This is a genomic window from Mesorhizobium delmotii, assembly GCF_900149755.1.
GTDB classification, from domain to species: Bacteria; Pseudomonadota; Alphaproteobacteria; order Rhizobiales; family Rhizobiaceae; genus Mesorhizobium; species Mesorhizobium delmotii.
The window spans coordinates 372,783-391,116 of sequence record NZ_FUIG01000103.1 but is presented as its reverse complement, the minus strand read 5'-3'; the positions used below and the strand labels follow the sequence as shown (position 1 = coordinate 391,116).

General features: G+C 63.8%; 23 protein-coding genes. 18 read left to right on the top strand and 5 right to left on the bottom strand.

Going from position 1 to position 18,334, the window contains the following annotated elements; translation table 11 throughout:
- A partial coding sequence (locus BQ8482_RS37505; protein ID WP_123152126.1) for a hypothetical protein occupies nucleotides 1–217 on the top strand: 217 nt, incomplete at its 5' end.
- Nucleotides 218–428: 211 nt separating this feature from the next.
- Here BQ8482_RS37505 and BQ8482_RS37500 read toward each other — a convergent pair.
- Both BQ8482_RS37500 and BQ8482_RS38570 read right to left on the bottom strand, forming a co-directional pair.
- Nucleotides 429–716: a GIY-YIG nuclease family protein gene (locus BQ8482_RS37500; protein WP_123152079.1), complete on the bottom strand. Its 288-nt coding sequence runs from the start codon at nucleotides 714–716 to the stop codon at nucleotides 429–431.
- A 253-nt stretch (nucleotides 717–969) separates the two neighbouring features.
- Nucleotides 970–1,116 carry a hypothetical protein gene (locus BQ8482_RS38570; RefSeq protein ID WP_165848859.1) on the bottom strand — a complete coding sequence of 49 codons (147 nt, stop codon included), beginning with the start codon at nucleotides 1,114–1,116 and terminating at the stop codon, nucleotides 970–972.
- 226 nt (nucleotides 1,117–1,342) lie between these two features.
- On the opposite strand from BQ8482_RS38570, the gene BQ8482_RS37495 reads away from it, so the two are divergent.
- The 4 genes from BQ8482_RS37495 (at nucleotide 1,343) to BQ8482_RS37480 (ending at nucleotide 3,012) form a co-directional block, all read left to right on the top strand.
- Complete coding sequence (locus BQ8482_RS37495) at nucleotides 1,343–1,675, top strand: hypothetical protein (RefSeq protein WP_123152078.1); 333 nt, start codon at nucleotides 1,343–1,345, stop codon at nucleotides 1,673–1,675.
- A 357-nt stretch (nucleotides 1,676–2,032) separates the two neighbouring features.
- Complete coding sequence (locus BQ8482_RS37490; protein WP_123152125.1) at nucleotides 2,033–2,338, top strand: DUF1236 domain-containing protein; 306 nt, start codon at nucleotides 2,033–2,035, stop codon at nucleotides 2,336–2,338.
- A 99-nt stretch (nucleotides 2,339–2,437) separates the two neighbouring features.
- Nucleotides 2,438–2,638 carry a hypothetical protein gene (locus tag BQ8482_RS37485; RefSeq protein ID WP_123152077.1) on the top strand — a complete coding sequence of 67 codons (201 nt, stop codon included), beginning with the start codon at nucleotides 2,438–2,440 and terminating at the stop codon, nucleotides 2,636–2,638.
- A 122-nt stretch (nucleotides 2,639–2,760) separates the two neighbouring features.
- Nucleotides 2,761–3,012 (top strand): DUF2934 domain-containing protein, encoded by a 252-nt coding sequence (locus BQ8482_RS37480; protein ID WP_123152124.1) that lies wholly within the window; start codon nucleotides 2,761–2,763, stop codon nucleotides 3,010–3,012.
- Nucleotides 3,013–3,085: 73 nt separating this feature from the next.
- On the opposite strand, the gene BQ8482_RS37475 is transcribed toward BQ8482_RS37480, so the two are convergent.
- A complete protein-coding gene (locus BQ8482_RS37475; RefSeq protein WP_123152076.1) occupies nucleotides 3,086–3,418 on the bottom strand; it encodes a hypothetical protein in 333 nt (110 codons plus the stop codon).
- A gap of 241 nt (nucleotides 3,419–3,659) precedes the next feature.
- On the opposite strand from BQ8482_RS37475, the gene BQ8482_RS37470 reads away from it, so the two are divergent.
- From BQ8482_RS37470 to BQ8482_RS37430, 9 genes are all read left to right on the top strand, one after another.
- The gene (locus tag BQ8482_RS37470; RefSeq protein WP_123152075.1) at nucleotides 3,660–4,385 is read left to right on the top strand and encodes a GntR family transcriptional regulator; all 726 of its coding nucleotides are present in this window, start codon (nucleotides 3,660–3,662) and stop codon (nucleotides 4,383–4,385) included.
- Nucleotides 4,386–4,387: 2 nt separating this feature from the next.
- Complete coding sequence (locus tag BQ8482_RS37465) at nucleotides 4,388–5,422, top strand: ADP-ribosylglycohydrolase family protein (protein WP_165848858.1); 1,035 nt, start codon at nucleotides 4,388–4,390, stop codon at nucleotides 5,420–5,422.
- Nucleotides 5,419–6,390: a PfkB family carbohydrate kinase gene (locus tag BQ8482_RS37460; RefSeq protein ID WP_123152074.1), complete on the top strand. Its 972-nt coding sequence runs from the start codon at nucleotides 5,419–5,421 to the stop codon at nucleotides 6,388–6,390. The genes BQ8482_RS37465 and BQ8482_RS37460 overlap by 4 nt, the downstream gene beginning before the upstream one ends.
- A 55-nt stretch (nucleotides 6,391–6,445) precedes the next feature.
- Nucleotides 6,446–7,507, top strand: a complete 1,062-nt coding sequence (locus BQ8482_RS37455; RefSeq protein ID WP_123152073.1) for an ABC transporter substrate-binding protein — start codon at nucleotides 6,446–6,448, stop codon at nucleotides 7,505–7,507.
- Between the two features lie 41 nt (nucleotides 7,508–7,548).
- Complete coding sequence (locus tag BQ8482_RS37450; protein ID WP_123152072.1) at nucleotides 7,549–8,418, top strand: ABC transporter permease; 870 nt, start codon at nucleotides 7,549–7,551, stop codon at nucleotides 8,416–8,418.
- Nucleotides 8,418–9,206 carry an ABC transporter permease gene (locus BQ8482_RS37445; RefSeq protein WP_123152071.1) on the top strand — a complete coding sequence of 263 codons (789 nt, stop codon included), beginning with the start codon at nucleotides 8,418–8,420 and terminating at the stop codon, nucleotides 9,204–9,206. Before BQ8482_RS37450 ends, BQ8482_RS37445 begins: the two co-directional genes overlap by 1 nt.
- A complete protein-coding gene (locus BQ8482_RS37440; protein WP_123152070.1) occupies nucleotides 9,206–10,270 on the top strand; it encodes an ABC transporter ATP-binding protein in 1,065 nt (354 codons plus the stop codon). Before BQ8482_RS37445 ends, BQ8482_RS37440 begins: the two co-directional genes overlap by 1 nt.
- A 100-nt stretch (nucleotides 10,271–10,370) precedes the next feature.
- Nucleotides 10,371–11,618: an aconitase X gene (locus BQ8482_RS37435; protein WP_123152122.1), complete on the top strand. Its 1,248-nt coding sequence runs from the start codon at nucleotides 10,371–10,373 to the stop codon at nucleotides 11,616–11,618.
- The gene (locus BQ8482_RS37430; RefSeq protein ID WP_123152069.1) at nucleotides 11,615–12,052 is read left to right on the top strand and encodes an aconitase X swivel domain-containing protein; all 438 of its coding nucleotides are present in this window, start codon (nucleotides 11,615–11,617) and stop codon (nucleotides 12,050–12,052) included. Before BQ8482_RS37435 ends, BQ8482_RS37430 begins: the two co-directional genes overlap by 4 nt.
- Here BQ8482_RS37430 and BQ8482_RS37425 read toward each other — a convergent pair.
- Together BQ8482_RS37425 and BQ8482_RS37420 are read right to left on the bottom strand one after the other, a co-directional pair.
- Nucleotides 12,049–12,204: an SIP domain-containing protein gene (locus BQ8482_RS37425; RefSeq protein WP_244603139.1), complete on the bottom strand. Its 156-nt coding sequence runs from the start codon at nucleotides 12,202–12,204 to the stop codon at nucleotides 12,049–12,051. The two genes, BQ8482_RS37430 and BQ8482_RS37425, sit on opposite strands and share 4 nt — an antisense overlap.
- 135 nt (nucleotides 12,205–12,339) lie before the next feature.
- The gene (locus BQ8482_RS37420; RefSeq protein ID WP_123152068.1) at nucleotides 12,340–13,371 is read right to left on the bottom strand and encodes a LacI family DNA-binding transcriptional regulator; all 1,032 of its coding nucleotides are present in this window, start codon (nucleotides 13,369–13,371) and stop codon (nucleotides 12,340–12,342) included.
- 371 nt (nucleotides 13,372–13,742) lie between these two features.
- Here BQ8482_RS37420 and BQ8482_RS37415 point away from each other — a divergent pair, with 371 nt between their 5' ends.
- The 4 genes from BQ8482_RS37415 (at nucleotide 13,743) to BQ8482_RS37400 (ending at nucleotide 18,333) form a co-directional block, all read left to right on the top strand.
- Nucleotides 13,743–15,356, top strand: a complete 1,614-nt coding sequence (locus BQ8482_RS37415; protein WP_123152067.1) for an extracellular solute-binding protein — start codon at nucleotides 13,743–13,745, stop codon at nucleotides 15,354–15,356.
- A 78-nt stretch (nucleotides 15,357–15,434) separates the two neighbouring features.
- Entirely contained in the window at nucleotides 15,435–16,295 is an 861-nt protein-coding gene (locus BQ8482_RS37410; RefSeq protein ID WP_123152066.1) for a carbohydrate ABC transporter permease, read from the top strand.
- Nucleotides 16,292–17,251, top strand: a complete 960-nt coding sequence (locus BQ8482_RS37405; RefSeq protein ID WP_123152065.1) for a carbohydrate ABC transporter permease — start codon at nucleotides 16,292–16,294, stop codon at nucleotides 17,249–17,251. The genes BQ8482_RS37410 and BQ8482_RS37405 overlap by 4 nt, the downstream gene beginning before the upstream one ends.
- Nucleotides 17,248–18,333, top strand: coding sequence for an ABC transporter ATP-binding protein (locus tag BQ8482_RS37400; RefSeq protein ID WP_123152064.1), 1,086 nt, complete (start codon nucleotides 17,248–17,250; stop codon nucleotides 18,331–18,333). Before BQ8482_RS37405 ends, BQ8482_RS37400 begins: the two co-directional genes overlap by 4 nt.
- Nucleotide 18,334 lies beyond the last annotated feature (1 nt).

The following is an 18,334-nucleotide window of genomic DNA, read 5'->3' as shown; positions in this document are numbered from 1 at the left end:
TGCGCGCACCATGACATGCGACGAGGCGCAGCAGCTGATCCAGAGCCGGCGCGCGATCGTCCTGACCACCGGCCGCAACACCTATGATCGATATGTCCGCCAATACGGCAATGAGTGCGACTGGCCCGAAGTGCCTGTCGCCTCCTATGTGAGGACGCTTGACGGTCAATGCCGGGTCCATCGATGCGAGGAACCGGTTTTCGATTTCCCGGACTAGTTCCTCTGTGCAGGGGATTTGACAGGTCGAGCCGATCGGCAGCGAACGTGGACAATTCCCGTCAGTGGCAAATCGCAAACATTCGAGATTAGCCGAAGCATCCCTCCACTTCGTCATCCCAGGGCGGAGCAAGGAGCGAAGCGACGCGGCGCAGACCCTGGGATCCATGCCGTGACATCAGCCGAAGAATGCTGCGGCTCAGAACCGAACGCTACCACCCCGTTCCGCGAAAAAGCTCGAACCACTCTGGATTGGTCTTCTCGATCAACTCGATCTTCCACTGGCGTGGCCAGCGCTTCAGCGACTTTTCGCGCTGGATCGCGTCGCGAATGTCGAAATGCTCCTCGTACCAGACCAGACGCTGCACGCCGTAGCGGCTGGTGAAGCGCGAGCCCTGGCCGGTTTTGTGCTCCGGCATGCGGCGGCCGAGATCATTGGTGACACCGATGTAGATCGTGCCGCGCTTCTGGCTTGCGGTCATATAGGCATAGCCGGTCATGATTGAAGGGTAACTGCCACCGTTGCGGATACAAGTGCCGTTCTGAGCCGCTGCATTCTTCGGTTTGGGTAACGGCATGGATCCTAGGGTCTGCGCCGCGTCGCTTCGCTCCTTGCTTCGCCCTAGGATGACGAAGGTGTAGTAGCGTATGGCTAATCGCCAGCGTTGGAGATTGGTGCTAGAAGCAGCCGGCGCCTGATCCAAGATCTCTTCGCGCGACGTCTTTTCGCGCGGCACCGAGGCGGCCGATGCTCTAAAAGCCGAAGAATTGCCAGCCGACCAGATAGCCAAGCGCGACGATCACCAGGGGAAACAGGGCCGGCGCCAGCTGGCTGAAGACGGAACGCCTTGCCGGTTCCTTTGGGGCATTCCTTTCGGCGTTTCCGAGATTTTTCGTCATGGTCCAATATAGTAGCAACCGCTGATTAACGATTCACCAACATGCTGCGCCCGCCCCGGAAACGGGGCGGTTTTTTGCGTGTTCAACGGAAGTCGCCCCCTTGCCGCCCAAAACTGTCGTGCCGGTCGATTGAACCTGCATGGAGCCGGGCGCGCGTTTGCCGCATGCGGGAACCAATCGCCGCCCACCTGCTTTGGCAAGGAGGTTCGCGGGAAAGGAGTTCGACATGAAACCTTTCGCATTCCTGCCGAGCGCGTTGATCATCGGCGTGCTCGGCGCACTGGCGTTGGCGGCGCCGGCTGCCGCCCAGACGGATGACCAGACACAAGACCAGGCGCCTGCCGGCCCCTGCCAGGCCCAGCCGCAGAACGGCCAGCAGCAGGAGCCGCCCGCCAACAACGGTGCCGGCGACAGCCTGACCGACACGCTTGATCCCTGCAACGGCGTGCTGCTGCCGCCGCCGACCGGCGATCAGGGCATGGCCGCACCGCCGCCGGACCAAGGCAGGACACCGGTGCTCAAGCCCGGCGAGGTGCCGGCGCAGCCGCCGACGCAATAGGTTGGAGCATTTGCCGTCCACGCACTTGACGCGTGCCCGACGCCGGCAGGCTTTTTTGCTGGGGGGCGGAACATTAGTTCTCGCTAAATGTTCCTTTCGAAGCAGTCGATATCACCCCCTCCGGTATCGCTGCTGATCGGGCAAACCGATCGGCCCGCGTGCCTGTAACAGGAACGCGGGCCACTGCGGCTGTTTGCAGCAACGCACCAGAGCGGCGCCAATACGGCGCCAATTAGCCGCCGCTCACGGAACAAGAAGGTTGCGTGAGCGTTTCCAAAGAGGGCCCGCCGTCCCGATTGTGATCCAATGTTGCCACCCGTGGAAGGCGAAGTCCGCCAACAAGAACAGGAGACGACGATGAAGATCCACCTTGTTCCTGCCGCCGCCGGGCTGGTTCTGCTCACCGGTGTCGGCGTGGCCACAGCAGACCAGGTGATTGTCACGCCCGAGCAGCAGACAGTCATCCGCGAATATGTGGACAGGCACCCGCTGGCGTCGATCAGCCTTCTGGGAGTGGAGCTCAACATCGGTTCCACCGTGCCCGAAACGGTTGAACTTCACCCGATCGACGTTCCCGACGTGAAATACAGATACGTGGTCGTCGACGATCGCACCGTGCTGGTCGATCCCGGCACCCGCAGGATCGTGAAGGTCATCGACTGACCTTCACCCGCCGCTCTCTCGGGAAGACGCGAGAGGAGCGGCGGCTCGCCGGCAGGCAGCCGGCTGTTGATCGTCTTGTCGCGGGAAGGAGCCATTTCCATGTTGCCGCATGTCGAGTCACGCAATGTGGCCGCATCTGTCGACAAGCTGCTTGCTGAACGGGGCACTGCCCTGTTGTCGATGAAGGAGTTGATTGCAGCCGTGCGTGAGCAAACTGGAACGGAGCGCTCGGACGCGGATCTGGCGGGGCTGATCACCAAGAAGGCGGCACTCCTCGGTGTCGCGGTTCTGTCCGAATAGGGCTGAAGCTCCCAAGACTTTGATCCGAACTCATGACGTCGATCCGAACTCATGACGCCGATGAGAACTTGGGCTAAGACAGCTGTTGCCCAAGGCTTTGAACCGAACCGATGGAGGCAACAGTGACGGATGACAGGCAGGAACGCATTCGCCGGCGGGCTCACGCGATCTGGGAACAGGCCGGCCGGCCCGACGGCGCGCATCAGCAGCACTGGGACCAGGCCACTGCCGAGGTCGACGGTGAGGAGAGCAGGCCGAAAGCCAAGGCGGCTCGACCGAAGGAGCCGGCGGCCGCCAAGGCCAAGCCCAAGGACACTAAGCCAAAGGACACCAAGCCAAAGACTGCTCGGCCGCGCAAAGGTTCAGCGAGCTAGAACAATAACGCTTCGGCCGCGGGACGAAGCTCTGCCCCGCGGCCGAAGCGTGAGTTCCCGAAATCGATCTCGGCTACATGCCGCAGTGCCTGTCGTTGACGGTCGGTGAGACCGTGCCGGGAGCCTTGTGCGTGGCATCAGGCAGCGCGCCCTGCGGGCCTATAGCGCAGTTCCGATCGGCATTGGAATTCATGCCGTCAGGGCCCGCAATAATGCTACCGGTAATCCCGCGATCGACAGCATCCGGCTCATCGGCCAGGTTCGGATCGATCGGGGCCGGGTCGATTACGACGCTTCTGTCGCTGCCGGTACCCATTTCAGCGTCGGGGTCGCCGGCAGTCTGGGCCATCGCAGACGTGGCCAGACCAGCGGCGAGTACGGACGCCGCGAGAATCTTCGTAAGCATGGTTTGCCTCCATTTGTCTCCATTTTTTCGGTTGTCGCCGCATCGCGACTACAGAAAAAACCGCTCGGGGCTGGTGAAGGTTCCCATAAAATTCCAGCCTGCGACGAACCGTCGTGATCAGCAGCGCAATCTTGCCCGGCAAATGCCGGGGACCCGAAAGCGTGCTGGCCACGAGCCGTTGACATGACTGCAATGTCACGATATTGAACAGGACTATACAGGTCTACTGAACAGGTATTCCATGGCGCGTCGCACGACTCCGTCGTCTCCCGGAACGGGCAAGCCCGAACGGATCGCCACCGTCCTCGAACACGAGATACGCTCCGGCGTGCTCGGCTTCGGCGACCGCCTGCAGAGCGAGAACGAGCTCGTCCAGCGCTTCTCCGTCAGCCGCAACACCATCCGCAAGGGCCTCGAGGAACTGTCGAGCCGCGGGCTGATCACCACCAAGGTCGGCATCGGCTCGTTCGTCACCTTCGACGGCATGCCGGTCGACGACGCCGTCGGCTGGTCGCGGGCGCTGGCCAATGCCGGCGCCAATGCCGACACGCGCACGCTCAGGCTCGAAGTCATGCAGGATGCCGAGCTCGCTGCCAGGCTCGGCGTCGAAAGCCCGTTCTTCATCGCCGTCGACCGGGTGCGCTCCAACGCCGATGACGGCCATGCAATCTCGATCGAGCGCAGCCGCTTGCCGCTGTCGCCGGAACTGGAGGACGTGCCGCTGCGCGGCCTGCGCGAGGGCTCGCTGCACCAGACGCTGCGCGGGGCGGGGCTCGTCCCCAATCACGGCGAGGAGTGGGCCGATATCGAGATGCTGAGCGCCGAGGACGCGGCCATTCTCGACTGCGCGCCCGGCGCGCCGTTCCTGCGCACGCGGCGCCTGACTCGCGCCGCCGACGGCCGCGCCATCGAATATGTCACCAGCCTGCTCAATCCGGCGCATTTCGCCCTTCACCTGGAGTTCTGAGCATGGACAGCGCCGAGGCGATCGACCGGGCGATGGGTGCGCTTATCGGCGGTGCGCTGGGCGATGCGCTCGGCATGCCGACGCAGCTTTTGTCGCCGGCCCGCATCGCCGAGCTCTACGGCCACGTCGAGGATTTCGTCGCGCCCTTCGCCGATCATCCGGTGTCGAAGGGCCTGGTCGCCGGCACTGTTACCGACGACACCGAACAGGCGCTGCTGCTCGGTCGTGTCCTGGTTGTTTCAGGCGACAGCTTCGATCACACGCGCTGGGTCAACGCGCTGCTCGACTGGGAGCGCGAGGTCAAGGCGCGCGGCAGCTATGACCTGCTCGGCCCGTCGACCAAGCGTGCCATCGATGCCATCAATCGCGGCGTGCCGGCCGCGGAAGCGGGACGCAGCGGCGACACCAATGGCGCGGCGATGCGCATCGCGCCGGTCGGCATCATGATGCCGCTGGAGCCGCTCGACGCACTGGTCGCCAAGGTGGCGGAATCCTGCCGCGCCACGCACAACACCTCGATCGCCATTGCCTCGGCGGCAGCCGTCGCTGCCGCCGTCAGCTGCGGTGTTGCCGGCGGCGACTGGCGAGCGGCCTCGGACCGTGCGGTTGTGGCGGCAAGGCAAGGGGCGGCACTCGGACACTGGGTCACCGGTAGCGATATCGCCGCGCGGATCGACTGGGCGAGGAGCCTCGTCCGCGGCAAGGCTGTCACTGACGGCATCCGGCTGATCATCGACCTGGTCGGCACCGGCGTCGCCAGCCAGGAATCGGTTCCGGCGGCCTTCGCGGTGCTGGAAATAGCCGGTGGCGATCCCTGGCAGGCGGCCGTCATCAGCGCCAATCTCGGCGGCGACACCGACACGATTGGCGCCATTGCCGCCGGCATGGCAGGCGCTTGCGTCGGCTTTTCCCGATTGCCGCAGGAACACATCGCCCGGCTCAAAGGGCTCGACATGGCGCAGGTGCGCGCGCTCGCCGCCGATCTGGTCGCGGTGCGGATGGCGAAACGCGGTTCAGGCAAGGATGCGGCGGCATGAGCGGGCGTCTCGTCCATATCGGCAGCGCGGTGGTCGACTATGTCTACCGCATCGACGCCTTGCCGGCGCCCAGCACCGAAAAGACCGCATCGAGCTTTGCCCAGGTCGCCGGCGGCGGCTTCAACATGATGGTCGCGGCCAGCCGCACCGGCATGAAGGTCGTCTTCGGCGGCCAGCTCGGCAGCGGACCGAATGGCGATTTCCTGCGCGCCGCTTTTGCCGCCGAAGGGATCGCAACGCTGACCCCGCCATCGCCCGTGATGGACAGCGGCAATTGCGTCGCCATGATCAGCGGCGGCGACGCCGAGCGCACCTTCGTGTCATGGCCTGGTGCCGAGAGCGTGCTCAGCCTCGGCATGATGGCGCCCGTCCGGGTTGCGCCGGGGGATTGGGTGTTCGCCTCCGGCTATACGCTGAGCTATGTCGGGAGCCGCGACGCGCTGGCCGACTGGATCGAGACGCTGCCGGCGGAAATTCCCTTCGTCTTCGATCCGACGCCTGTCGTATCGGAGATTCCGCGCGCCATTCTCGACCGGGTGCTGGCGCGCACGAGCTGGCTGAGCTGCAACACCGCCGAAGCGGCCGAGATTGCCGGCCCCGGCGCTGTCGAGGCCATTGCTGCCCGGCTTCTTTCCAATCACTGCCCGACCACCGAGGCGGTCATCATCCGCGCCGGGGCGAAAGGCTGCTTCGTGCGGCTGGCTGACGGCACCGCGCAGGCCGTGCCCGGTTTCAAGGTCGCCGCCGTCGATAGCAACGGCGCCGGCGACACGCATATCGGCGCCTTCGTCAGCGCGCTGTCGCGCGGCGTGCCGCCCTTCGAAGCGGCAAGTTACGCCAATGCGGCGGCGGCGCTCTCGGTCACCCGCCATGGCGGGTCGTCGGCGCCGACCGACCAGGAGATCCAGACATTCCTCAGCCATGACGATCGATCCGTGCACGGCCGGAAGCAAAAGGCCCATTTATGACAGCCTAAATGACGCAACAAGCTCGCCAACCGGGCAAACAATGAGAGGAACGAACATGCGCATGCCAAAATTGACTGCTTTTGTGACGGCAACCGCCGTCTTCGCTTCGGCACTCACGCTGGCCGCCAGGGCCGACGAGGTGCATGTGCTCAACTGGAAGGGCTACGGCGCCGACGAGCCCTGGGCCATCGCCGCTTTCGAGAAGGCGACCGGCAACAAGGTCGTCAACGATTTCTTCAATTCCGAACAGGAAATGCTGACCAAGCTCAGGACCAATCCCGGCCTCTACGACGTCGTCATGATCAACGCCGCCTTCAACGACCAGGCGATGGCGGAAAAACTGATCCAGCCGATCGACGTCTCGAAGATCACCAACTACGCCGACATCAGCCCGGACAAGGCAGGCTCGCCGATGCTCGCCCGCGATGGCAAGGTCTATGGCGTGCCATGGGTATGGGGCCTGACCGCGCTCGCCATCAACGAGAAATCCTTCGAGACGCCGCCGACCAGCATCACCGAGATGTGGAACGAGGCGCATAAGGGCCGCGTGGTCATTCGCGACGATGCCGTCGAAGCGGTCCAGTTCGGCGCCATCGCCACCGGCCAGAACATAAACGACATCAAGGATATGGAAGCGGTCAAGGCGAAGCTGACCTCGCTGATGCCGCAGATCAAGACATTCTGGAGCTCGGAGAACGACTGGAACCAGATGGTTGCCTCCAACCAGATCGACATCGGCACCTATTGGAGCGGTTCGGCCGACCGGGCCAAGACGCATTTCAAGCTGCCGGTCGCGCTGGTCATCCCAAGGGAAGGCGCCGTCGCCTGGCTCGACGCTTTTTCCATTCCGGTCGGTGCCAAGAACGTCGCCGGCGCCGAGGCCTTCATCAACTACATGATCGATCCCGGCTTCTACGTCGAGTGGGTCACCAAGGTCGGCGCGCCGGTCTCGGCCAACACCAAGGCGGTTGCCGCCCTTCCCGAAGATGCGTTCAACCGCAAGGTGATGGGCGACCCTGATGTCGCCAAGCGCATCCAATTCCAGGCGCCGATCACCGACGCGCAGCGCGAGGCCTATCTGGCGCTGTGGCAGGAGATCAAGGTCAATGTGAAGTAACGGGCGGGGTGAAGTAACGGCAAGCTTTTCGGGAGGAGCATATGGCTGGACAGGTCGCGACCGGTTCGAGGAGCGGATTGCGATCGGCGTTGCCGTTGCTCCTGCCTGCCTATCTCTGGCTGACGGTGGCGATCTTTTTGCCGCTGTCGGCCATGGTCTTCTTCTCCTTCATGACCGAATTGCCCCTGGCGGGGAAGGTGTGGGCGTTCACGCTCGACAACTACGCCACCTTCTTCTCAGAGCGGCTGTATTTGACGCTGCTGCTGGCGTCGCTCAGGCTCGGGCTCGAGGTAACGCTGTGGTGCGTCGTCATCGGTTATCCCGCGGCCTATGTGCTGGCCAAGGTGCTGAAGGGACGCAGCCGCGAGGCGATCTTCCTGCTCGTCATCCTGCCGTTCTGGTCGAACGGGCTGGTGCGCATCTTCTCCTGGGCGATGGTGCTGCGCGAAGGCGGCATTCTCGACACCGCGCTCAACGCCGTGCTGCCGTTCAAGATCAACATCGACCTGATGTATTCCTATCCGGCCGTCATCATCGGGCTGGTGCACTCCTACGTGCCCTACATGGTGCTGACCTGTTATCTCACGCTGCAGGCGATCGACGATTCTCTGATCGAGGCAGGACGTTCGCTCGGCGCCTCAAGACTGCAAATGCTGAAACGGGTGATCATCCCGCTGTCCATGCCTGGGCTGGTCGCCGGAGCGGCGCTGATCTTCGTTCCCGTCGTCGGCTCCTTCATGGAACCGCGTATCCTCGGTGGCCGCACCGGCACATTCTACGGCACGGTCATCGAGGATCAGTTCGTCGCCGTCTTCAACTGGCCGCTGGGTGCAGCGCTCTCCTTCATCCTGCTGGCCGTCGTCCTGGTCATCCTGGCATTGGCGTCGCCGGTGCTCAAGAGGGCTGCTTGATGGCGACGACCCGTATCCTGGAATGGTGTGGGCGCCTCTACATCTGGCTGCTGCTCGCCTTCCTCTACCTCCCTGTTATCATCATGGCGCTGATGTCGTTCAACGTCTCGCCCTTCTACCAATTGCCGTTCGAATGGACGACGGAGTGGTACGCTTCGTTGTGGCAGAACGATCAACTGATCTCGGCCACCTGGAACAGCATAGAGATCGCCATCATCACCACCATCATCTCCACGGTGCTCGGCTCGGCGGCATCGCTGGCGCTCTACCGCTATGAATTCCGCGGCAAGAAAGTCCTGCAAGCGCTGCTGTTTCCACCGATCGCCATTCCGTGGCTGATCACCGGCACAGCGATGCTGATCTTCTTCTTCGGCGTCGGCATCGGGCGTGGCCTGTTTGCGATCCTGCTCGGCCATGTCGCGCTGGCGCTGCCCTATGTCATCGTCGTCGTCTCGGCCCGGCTGCAGACATTTGCGCCGGAGCTGGAAGAGGCGGCGCGTTCGCTCGGCGCCAACCAGTGGCAGGTGACTTCGCGCGTGACGCTCCCCTGGATCATGCCGGGCGTCATCGCCGGCGGGCTGTTCGCCTTTGCCGTGTCGTTCGACCAGTTCGTGGTCTCCTACTTCCTGTCGACGCCGGGCCAGACGACGTTGCCGGTCGAAATCTACGCCGCGATCCGCAAAGGTTTTACGCCGGAGATCAATGCCGTCTCGACGATCATCATCGTCGTCTCAATGGCGCTGATGCTGCTTACGGCACGGTTCTTCAAATTCGGCGGAGAGAAATAATGGCCGGCGTGCAGGTGTCGAATTTGTCGCGCAGCTTCGGCGCGCACAAGGCGCTGGACGACGTGTCCATCGATTTCGCCGACGGTGGTTTCTATGCACTGCTTGGGCCGTCGGGCAGCGGCAAGACCACGCTGCTGCGGCAGATTGCCGGTTTCGATTTTCCCGACTCCGGCCGCATCGCCATCGGCGGCGAGAGCGTCGAGCGGGTGCCGGTCGAGAAGCGGCGCATCGGCATGGTGTTCCAGAACTATGCGCTGTTTCCCAATATGAGCGTGGGTGACAATGTCGCCTTCGGCCTGTCGGTGCGTGGCGAAGCCAAGGCAACGATAGCCAGCGAGGTGCAGCATGCGCTTGACCTGGTGCAGCTCGGCAAGCTCGGCGGCCGCCGGCCGCATCAGCTGTCCGGCGGCCAGCGCCAGCGCGTCGCGCTGGCGCGCGCCATCGTCACCAAGCCGCGCGTGCTTTTGCTCGACGAGCCGCTGGGCGCGCTCGACAAAGCGCTGCGGGTCGACATGCAGATCGAGCTGAAACGCATCCAGCGCGAGATCGGCATCACCACCATCTTCGTCACCCACGACCAGGAAGAAGCGCTGACGATGAGCGACCGCATCGGCATCCTGCGCGACGGTCGGCTGGTGCAGGAAGGACCGCCGGAGGAGATCTACGACAGCCCGAAGAGCGAGTTCGCCGCCACCTTCCTCGGCGACGCCAACATCTTTCGCGGCGAGACCACCGGCACTGGCATCCGCTTGCCCGACGGCACGGCGATCGCCGCCGGGGCAGGCGCGGCGCTTGCCGCCGGCGCCAAGGCCAGCTGCGCGGTGCGGCCCGAACGCATCCGCATCGCCACCGATTCAGGGACGTCTGATCCGAACGCCAATATGCTCCGGGGGCAGGTTTCCAAGCGTATCTTCGCCGGCAACAACAGCACTTATTTCGTCGATCGCGGCGGGCAGACGCTCAAGGTCATCGTGCAGAACACCGGCATTGAAAGGTTGGCGGAGGGGCAAAAAGTGGTGCTGCGCTGGTCGCCGGAGAGCACGGTGCTGATCGCCACGGGCTGATTAAAAGCTGGCGATCCTTCCCACCCCCCTCTGTCCTGCTGGGCAGAGGGGGGTGCTGTCCCTCCATCTGTCGGGCATAGTGGGGCGCCGGAGCATGCCGATGATGCTGGAATTGACGACCGAGGATCAGTCCATGCTCGATGGCGAGCAGGGCCCGGCCGTGGCCGCAGCGATGAAGATACTGGTCGCCTTTTCCAACGCAGTCGGCGCGCGCAAGCTGTTGGACATTGCAGGAGCCCATATCGATGGCTGCCTCTATCACGGCCAAGCCAGCCTCGATTTCGTCGAAAGGCTGGTCGAGGGCGGCGGCCGCGTTCGGGTGCCGACAACACTCAATGTCGGCTCGTTCGACCTCATCCATCCCGGGCTGGTGAAGATGCCGGCAGCCGAAGAAGTGCCGGCGCGGCGACTGATGAAGGCGCATCTGGAGCTCGGCTGCCAGGCGACCTTCACCTGCGCGCCCTATCAGACCCGGTTCCGCCCGGCTTTCGGCGAGCAGATCGCCTGGGGCGAGTCCAACGCGATCGTCTTCGCCAATTCGGTGATCGGCGCGCGGACCAACCGCTATGGCGATTTCATCGATTTGTGCTGCGCGATGACCGGGCGCGCGCCGGCCTGGGGCCTGCATTTGAGCGATAATCGACGCGGCCAGATCCTGTTCGAGCTGACCGGTTGTTTCGAGCCTACCGATGCCCTGTTCGTTGGCGTGGGGCTGATCATCGGGCAGGCGAGTGGCGACCGCATTCCTGTGATATCGGGCCTGCCGCAGCCGCGCGACGAGGACCAGCTGAAGGCGCTGGGTACGGCGGCGGCAACGGCGGGCGCCGTGGCTCTGTTTCATGCGGTGGGCATCACGCCGGAAGCAAAGACGCTCGACGAGGCAATTCGCGGCATGGCGCCGGAGACGACGATCCGGATCTCTCGCGCCGACATCGACCATGCGCTGGCCAGGCTGTCGAGCGTCCCCGACGGCGCGCCGCTTGCAGCCGTGTCGCTCGGCACGCCGCATTTTTCCCATGACGAGTGGATGCGCCTGCTGCCGCTGCTGCGCGAGGTCGCGCCGGGCAGGGGCGTTCCGATCTATGTCAACACCGGACGCGCCACGTTGAAGAGATTGCAGGATGAGGGCGAGCTGGACGATGCGCAAAAGTTCAGCCTCATTCCGGTGACCGATACCTGCACCTATGTCACCACCATCCTCGAGCGTCTCGACGGCGTGGTGATGACCAATTCCGGCAAATGGGCACATTACGCGCCCGGCAATATCGGCGTGTCAGTGGTGTTCGGCGATATGGAAGATTGCGTCCGCTCGGCAGCGGCCGGGCATGTCGTGCGGAGCGCGCCATGAAAGGGCTGGAAAAGTCGGTCTTGAAGAGAGTTGGCACGTTCCAGCTTGCCGGCGAGGCGCAAGGATTTGCGCTGGTGCTGCCGCAAGCGCTCAGCTTCTGGGGCGGCGTCGATGCAGAAACTGGCGACATCATCGACCGTTCGCATTCGGACGTGGGCGGCAACGTCGCCGGCAAGATCCTGGTGATGGCATCCGGGCGGGGGTCGTCGTCCTCGTCGTCGGTTCTGGCAGAGGCGATCCGCAGGGGCACCGCGCCGGCCGGCATCCTGCTGCAGCGGCCGGACCCGATCCTTGCCGTCGGCGCCATCGTCGCCGAGTTCCTCTACGACATCAGCATGCCGCTGGTCGTCTGCGACATATCAGGCATTGCCTCCGGCGACCGGATCGCGATCGGCCTGGGCGAGAATGCGCAAGCGATGGTGAGCAAGCTCTAGCCGGCCATCGGTCCCGCCGCGCCCCGCCGCCAATAGGCCGCAGCGAGCGCCTCGTCGCGGCCAAGCCCGAGCGTGTCGCGCCAGTGCTCGCAAACGATCCTCGCGGCAGCCGCTTCCGCCGCGAACCAGCCGAATGCCGAACCGTTTGGCATGCGGAGGCGATCCCGGTCCTCCTCGTCCCCGAAGACAATAGCCCGCACGGCATCGAGCTCAAGATTAGCCTGATCGCCGCAGCGCCACAGCCCGCGCTTGCTGGCGCGGCCTCTCTTAATCCCGGGAGCTTCCGTTCAGATCTCCGGGATGCTTTCCCTGAAGATTACCTGCAGCCTCGGCTGGTGCAACTCGTAGGGCAAGTCCCTGATCGCGTGGCTCAAGGTGTTGAGCGCCTCGCGGGCCTCGACGCGCGGGTTCTGGTCGATGACCGCGTCGAGTGTGCCGTCGAGTAAAAGGTCCTTGGTGCCTTCCGTCACTTCGTGGCCGAGAAACACGGTCGACAGCGCCCGGCCTCGCTCCTTGAGTGCGCGAGCGATGCCGGTGTTGCCGGCGCCGACATTGTAGATCGCGGCCAGGTCCGGGTGCCGGTCCAGCAGAGCGGAGGCCTCCAAATAGGCCTTTTCCCGGTCGTCGAGCATCTCGCGCATCTCAACGATCTGCAGATTGGGCGAGTCTTCCGTCAGGATGTGGCGGAAGCCCATCTCGCGCTCCTCATGGCCGCGATAGGAGAGCGAGCCGGCGAACAGCGCGACCTTGCCCGGACGATCGGCGGCCATGAAGCGGTTGAGCAGGTAGCCGGCAAGCCGGCCGGCGGCGCGGTTGTCGATGCCGATATAGGCGACCCTCGGCACGTGCAGGATATCGGATGCGATGGTGACGACCTTGACGCCGCTGGCCGATAGCGAGCGGATCGCCTCGCGGACCGTCGGATGGTCGAGCGCGATGACGCCGACGCCTTGCGTCTGACCGCGCAATTCCTGCAGCAGGCGGGCAAGCCGGTCGGGATTGAAGCCTTCGATCGTGGCAACGCGCACATCGAGGTCCGGTCTTGACTGCGCCTGCGCCTCGATGTGCCGGTGCAGCATCTTGATGAAGGAATTGGTGCCGGCGGGCAGGGCGAAGTCGAGCCGTATGACATCGCCGCGCGGTGCATTGCGCGGGATCGGGCCGTTCGAATTTTCAGCGATGTAGCCTAGCCGCTGCGCCGTTTCCAGCACGACCTCGCGGGTGCGCGCCCTGACCCCGGCGCGGTTGTTGAGCACACGGTCGACCGTCGCGGCTGAAACGCCGGCTTCCCGGGCTATGTCTGTCAGAGTGGACCGCACAGTCGATCACCTCATTGCTGGTGCGCTACAGGCGCATCAAAATCGCGGACTAGCGGATCGGATGGCGGACGACGATTTCATTGTCATCCGCGATTCTGATGGGAAATGATGTATCCGGCCTTAGCCGATGCGCAAGCCGGCGCGCTACACCAAATCGTCGAGCCGGGCCGAAAAGGATCGGCGCGGCGCTCGGTTCCCTCAAATTCAAGCACTAGGTGCCGTGGGCTGACCTCGCTGGACTGCATCCTCTCCCTCATTTGCGATGTTATGACGTGTTTTGATTATTTATGATGTTGACAGCCTCCCCATAGTGCCGTCAATATCCATCATGAGGGCCGTGGAGGAACAAGGCCCTCGAGGGAGGACTTCCAATGTCTGATATGATCCGCATGTCGCGGCGCCGTTTGCTGGCGTCCGGTGGAAAGGCGGCCGTGCTTGTTGCCGCCGCAGGTATCGCACCGAAATTCATCCGTCCCAGCCGCGCCTATGCGGCCGACGCGCTGGCGCCGGGCATGATCGGCGGCCCGACGGGCTTCGACGGTTCGGAGCGCTATCAGTATGGTCCCGACACGCCGGAAGGCCGCGCCATCGAGGCGGCCAAGGCGATGAAGGGTGCCGGCAAGGCGCCGGCCAAGATCGTGCTCGGCCTGTCCGACGGCTCGATCGGGCAGTTGACGCAGCCGTTTCCCACCGGCGCGCCCTCGATCAAGGATCTGTGGGAGAAGGAAACCGGCATTCCGCTCGAGATCGTCGGCGTGCCGAACGGCCAGGAATTCACCAAGACGATGCAGGACATCTCCACCAAGGGTGGAGCCTATGACATCTACGCGGTCGAATGGAACCGTCTCGGCGACCTAGCCGAAACCGGCGGCATCCTGAAGCTCGACGACTTCGTCGCCCAGTACAAGCCGGAATGGGACGATCCCGAGCGCGGCTATGTCAACGGCGCCAAGGGCGTCTCGTTGCTCAACCAGTATCGCGGCTCGACCTATGGCGTGTCGCTGGATGGCGATTTCCAGACCTGGGTCTATCGCACCGATCTGTTCGGCGACGCGGCCGAGAAGAAAGCCTTCTCCGACAAGCATGGCTACGAACTGGCGCCGCCAAGGACCTGGAAGCAGCATGACGAGATCGCGGCCTTCTTCCAGCGCCCCGACAAGGGCCTGTTCGGCTCAACCGATCTGCGCAACCAGGGCTGGGGCTACACCAACTGGTATCAGCGTTATGTCTCAATGGCTTCGCCCAATCAGTTCCTGTTCGACGACACCGGCAAGCCGCTGATCAATTCGGAGCAAGGCATAGCTGCTACCAACGAGTACATCGCATCGCTGGCCCATCATTCGCCGGATGCGATCTCGTGGGGCTGGCCGGAGCAGTACGGCAATTTCGCCAAGGGCGGCGCTGCCATGACCTGCGCTTTCTCCAACCTGCCGAAATTCCTCGACAATGCCGGCAATAAGGATTCGCAGGTCACCGGCAAGATCGGCTCGATGCTGCCGCCGGGCCGCGAGATCGACGGCAAGCTGATCAGCCGTTCGGTGCTGTGGCTCAATTTATCGGCTTCGGTCTCCTCGCAGGCCAAGAATCCGGAGGCCTGCTACCTGTTCCTGCAGTGGCTCGGATCGAGCCGCATCTATGCTTGGATGACCGCCAATCCGGGCGGCTATTTCGATCCGTTCCGGCTGTCGGATTTCTCCGACCCGCTGGTCCGCCAGACCTATCACGCCTATCACATGGATGTGGTGCGCGAGACGGTCGCCCGCACCGTGCCGACCATCAACTATCCCGGCGCCACCGCCTTCCACAATGCGCTGGACGAGAACCTCGTTGCCGCGCTGACCAAGGCCAAGACCGCCGAGCAGGCGATGGTCGACACCGAGGCCGAATGGAAGAAGATCGCCCGGCGCACCGGCGAGGAGAAGCTTCTCGAAGCCATCAAGACCAACAAGGAGGCCTGGCCCACCGTTCTCGATCCGATCAGCTGATCCTCCTCCCAGCATACGAATGGAGGGGAGGAGTTTGCTCTTCCCCTCCGCAAACGATGCTACCAGCAAAGCTGCAAAATGAAGCGTTCCGTTCCTTTCGAAATATTCCGCTATGCCGCGATCCTTGCTGCTATGGCGGTGACGCTGGTGCCGATCCTGTGGATGGTCTCGATGGCCTTCAAGCCGATCGCCGAATGGTCGGCGACCGGCGCCGACCTAACCTGGTGGCCGAAGAACCCGACGCTCAGCAATTTCCGCTTCGTCTTCGGTGAATCGACCAACAACCTGATCGTCGCGCTCGACCGTACCGCCCTAAAACCGATCCTGTCATCGCTGCTGTCGGCGGTGTTCGGAACGGCGATCGCCATGTCGGCGGGCACCGCGGCGGCCTACGGGCTGTCGCGCTTCGGCTCGGGCCAGAACCTGCCGCTGGCGCTGATCCAGCTCCGCCTGTTTCCGCCGATGGCGGTGATGACCCCGGTGATGATCATGTGGGCCTTTCTCAACTTTACCGACAGCTGGTGGGGGCTGTCGCTGATCTACGGCATCGTCACGCTGCCCTTTGCGTTCTGGCTGATGAAGACGTTCTTCGACGACATGCCGCGCGAGATCGAGGAAGCGGCGCTGGTCGAGGGCTGCTCGCGATTGCGCGTCTTCACCCGCATCACGCTGCCGATGATGCGCGCGCCGCTGGCCAGTGCCGCGCTGTTCGTCTTCATCCTCAACTGGTCGGACTATCTGATCGCGCTGCTTTTGACGACACGCGAATGGGTGACGGTGCCGGTCTACATGGCCTCGCTGTCGTCTTCGATGACCGGCCAGCTCTACGGTGCCAAGGCGGCACTCGGCCTGATCGCGGCGGTGCCGCCTGTCATCATGGGCATCGCGATCCAGCGCCATCTGGTGCGCGGGCTGACCTTCGGGGCGCTCAAGCAATGAGCGCGGTCACTGCCACGATTCCGGAGGACGTGATGAAAACCGTCCAGGCAAAGCCGACCCTTCGGGACGAAGGGGTAAAGCTCGGTTTCCGGCTGACACTGCCGGCGCAGATCCTGGTGCTGTTCATCGCGGTGTTTCCGCTGTTGATGCAGCTCTATATCAGCCTGACCGACTGGTCGCCGCTGTCCGGCCTCGGCTGGTGGAGCGCCTGGTCGCTGTGGAACAACTTCGCCAACTACACCGACCTTGCCGCCGACGCGCGCTTCTGGAGCGCGCTCAAGAGAACGGCCATCGTCATGATCGTCTGCGTGCCGGCGGAATTCCTGCTCGGCTTGGCACTCGCCACGCTGTTTGCCGACGAGTTCCCGGGCAAGCGGATCTTCTATTCGATCCTGCTGATGCCGATGATGGTGGTGCCGGCGGTGGCCGGCTACATGTTCTTCATGCTGTTCCAGTCAGGCGGACCGGTCAACGACATCCTGTCGGCGCTATCAGGCTTTCCCGTCACCATCGCCTGGCTGTCGGACCCGACGCTGGCGCTCATCGCCGTCATGCTCGCCGACATCTGGCAATGGACGCCGCTGATGTTCCTCATCCTGCTTGCCGGCCTGGTCGGCGTGCCCGAGGACCAGATCAAAGCGGCGACGCTGCTTGGCGCCAATCCCTGGCAGCGCTTCGTCACCATCGTGCTGCCGAAGATGAAGACGATCATCATCATCGCACTGGCAATCAGGGTCATCGAGAACTTCAAGATCTTCGACACGCTCTACATCATGACGGGCGGCGGTCCCGGCGTCGCCACCGAGACCATTTCCGTCTACATCTACAAGCTCACCACCCAGGACCTGATCTGGGGCTATGTCGCGGCGATCGCGCTGGCCATCTTGATCGTGCTGTCCATCGCCGCGGTGTTTGCCATGAAGCGCATGGCCCGGGCGCGGGAGGTGCCGGCATGAGCGCGATCCATCTGCAGAACCTGGCCAAGAAATTTGGCGATTTCACAGCGCTGAAGACTATGGATCTTGCCATCGCCGACGGCGAGTTCATGGCGCTGCTTGGGCCGTCGGGCTGCGGCAAGTCGACGACGATGAACATGATCGCCGGCATGGAAGAGCCGACCAGCGGCAGGATCCTGTTCGGCGAGCGCGACATGGCCGGCGTGCCGATGGGACGGCGCGGCGTCGGCTTCGTCTTCCAGAACTATGCGATCTTCACCCATATGAGCGTGCGGCAGAACCTCGCCTACGGCCCAAAAATGCGCGGCGCGCCGAGGGCCGAGATCGACCGCCGCGTGGGCGCGATCGCCGAGATGCTGCAACTGACTCCGCTGCTCGACCGCAAGGCCGACAGGCTGTCGGTCAACATATTGCAGCGCGTGGCGATCGGCCGTTCGGCGATCATGGAGCCGGCGATTTTCCTGCTGGACGAGCCGCTGTCCAATGTCGACGCCGCCTTCCGGGCTGTCATGCGGACCGAATTGAAACAGCTGCAGCGTCAGTTCCGGCAGACCATGGTCTATGTCACCCACGACCAACTCGAAGCGATGACCATGGCTGATCGCATCGCGGTGATGGACCATGGCGTGCTGCAGCAGGTCGGCACGCCGCTCGAGGTCTACAACGATCCGGCCAATGTCTTTGTCGCCCGCTTCATCGGTGCGCCGGGCATGAACCTGCTCAAGGGCAGGCCGGCGGAAAGCGACCGTGGCCTGGTCATCGATCTCGGGCCGATCGGTGTCACGCCGCCGCTGCCGGACAATCTCGCCCCGGCGGTGAGGGCCGCGCGCGAAGATGTGCTCTACGGCTTTCGGCCTGAGCAGGTGATTCTCTCAGACCGCGGCCTGTCGATGCCGGTAACGTTCGTCGAGCGCATCGGCGCGCGCACCATCGTCCATTTCGGCCAGGGCGAGAGCACGGTGAAGGCGGTGTTCGACAATGACGTCGGGCTGGCGATCGGGCAGACAGCGGTTGTCGCGCCGGCCCAGGCGTCCGTGCGTGTGTTCGACGCCGCCACCGGCCTTGCCATGAAGGCGGGCTGAG

Excerpts from the sequence above, each read along its gene's own strand:
- BQ8482_RS37500 (WP_123152079.1), bottom strand. The coding sequence starts at position 716 with ATGACCGGCTATGCCTATATGACCGCAAGCCAGAAGCGCGGCACGATC.
- BQ8482_RS38570 (WP_165848859.1), bottom strand. The coding sequence starts at position 1,116 with ATGACGAAAAATCTCGGAAACGCCGAAAGGAATGCCCCAAAGGAACCG.
- BQ8482_RS37495 (WP_123152078.1), top strand. The coding sequence starts at position 1,343 with ATGAAACCTTTCGCATTCCTGCCGAGCGCGTTGATCATCGGCGTGCTC.
- BQ8482_RS37490 (WP_123152125.1), top strand. The coding sequence starts at position 2,033 with ATGAAGATCCACCTTGTTCCTGCCGCCGCCGGGCTGGTTCTGCTCACC.
- BQ8482_RS37485 (WP_123152077.1), top strand. The coding sequence starts at position 2,438 with ATGTTGCCGCATGTCGAGTCACGCAATGTGGCCGCATCTGTCGACAAG.
- BQ8482_RS37475 (WP_123152076.1), bottom strand. The coding sequence starts at position 3,418 with ATGCTTACGAAGATTCTCGCGGCGTCCGTACTCGCCGCTGGTCTGGCC.
- BQ8482_RS37470 (WP_123152075.1), top strand. The coding sequence starts at position 3,660 with ATGGCGCGTCGCACGACTCCGTCGTCTCCCGGAACGGGCAAGCCCGAA.
- BQ8482_RS37465 (WP_165848858.1), top strand. The coding sequence starts at position 4,388 with ATGGACAGCGCCGAGGCGATCGACCGGGCGATGGGTGCGCTTATCGGC.
- BQ8482_RS37460 (WP_123152074.1), top strand. The coding sequence starts at position 5,419 with ATGAGCGGGCGTCTCGTCCATATCGGCAGCGCGGTGGTCGACTATGTC.
- BQ8482_RS37455 (WP_123152073.1), top strand. The coding sequence starts at position 6,446 with ATGCGCATGCCAAAATTGACTGCTTTTGTGACGGCAACCGCCGTCTTC.
- BQ8482_RS37450 (WP_123152072.1), top strand. The coding sequence starts at position 7,549 with ATGGCTGGACAGGTCGCGACCGGTTCGAGGAGCGGATTGCGATCGGCG.
- BQ8482_RS37445 (WP_123152071.1), top strand. The coding sequence starts at position 8,418 with ATGGCGACGACCCGTATCCTGGAATGGTGTGGGCGCCTCTACATCTGG.
- BQ8482_RS37440 (WP_123152070.1), top strand. The coding sequence starts at position 9,206 with ATGGCCGGCGTGCAGGTGTCGAATTTGTCGCGCAGCTTCGGCGCGCAC.
- BQ8482_RS37435 (WP_123152122.1), top strand. The coding sequence starts at position 10,371 with ATGATGCTGGAATTGACGACCGAGGATCAGTCCATGCTCGATGGCGAG.
- BQ8482_RS37430 (WP_123152069.1), top strand. The coding sequence starts at position 11,615 with ATGAAAGGGCTGGAAAAGTCGGTCTTGAAGAGAGTTGGCACGTTCCAG.
- BQ8482_RS37425 (WP_244603139.1), bottom strand. The coding sequence starts at position 12,204 with ATGCCAAACGGTTCGGCATTCGGCTGGTTCGCGGCGGAAGCGGCTGCC.
- BQ8482_RS37415 (WP_123152067.1), top strand. The coding sequence starts at position 13,743 with ATGTCTGATATGATCCGCATGTCGCGGCGCCGTTTGCTGGCGTCCGGT.
- BQ8482_RS37410 (WP_123152066.1), top strand. The coding sequence starts at position 15,435 with ATGAAGCGTTCCGTTCCTTTCGAAATATTCCGCTATGCCGCGATCCTT.
- BQ8482_RS37405 (WP_123152065.1), top strand. The coding sequence starts at position 16,292 with ATGAGCGCGGTCACTGCCACGATTCCGGAGGACGTGATGAAAACCGTC.
- BQ8482_RS37400 (WP_123152064.1), top strand. The coding sequence starts at position 17,248 with ATGAGCGCGATCCATCTGCAGAACCTGGCCAAGAAATTTGGCGATTTC.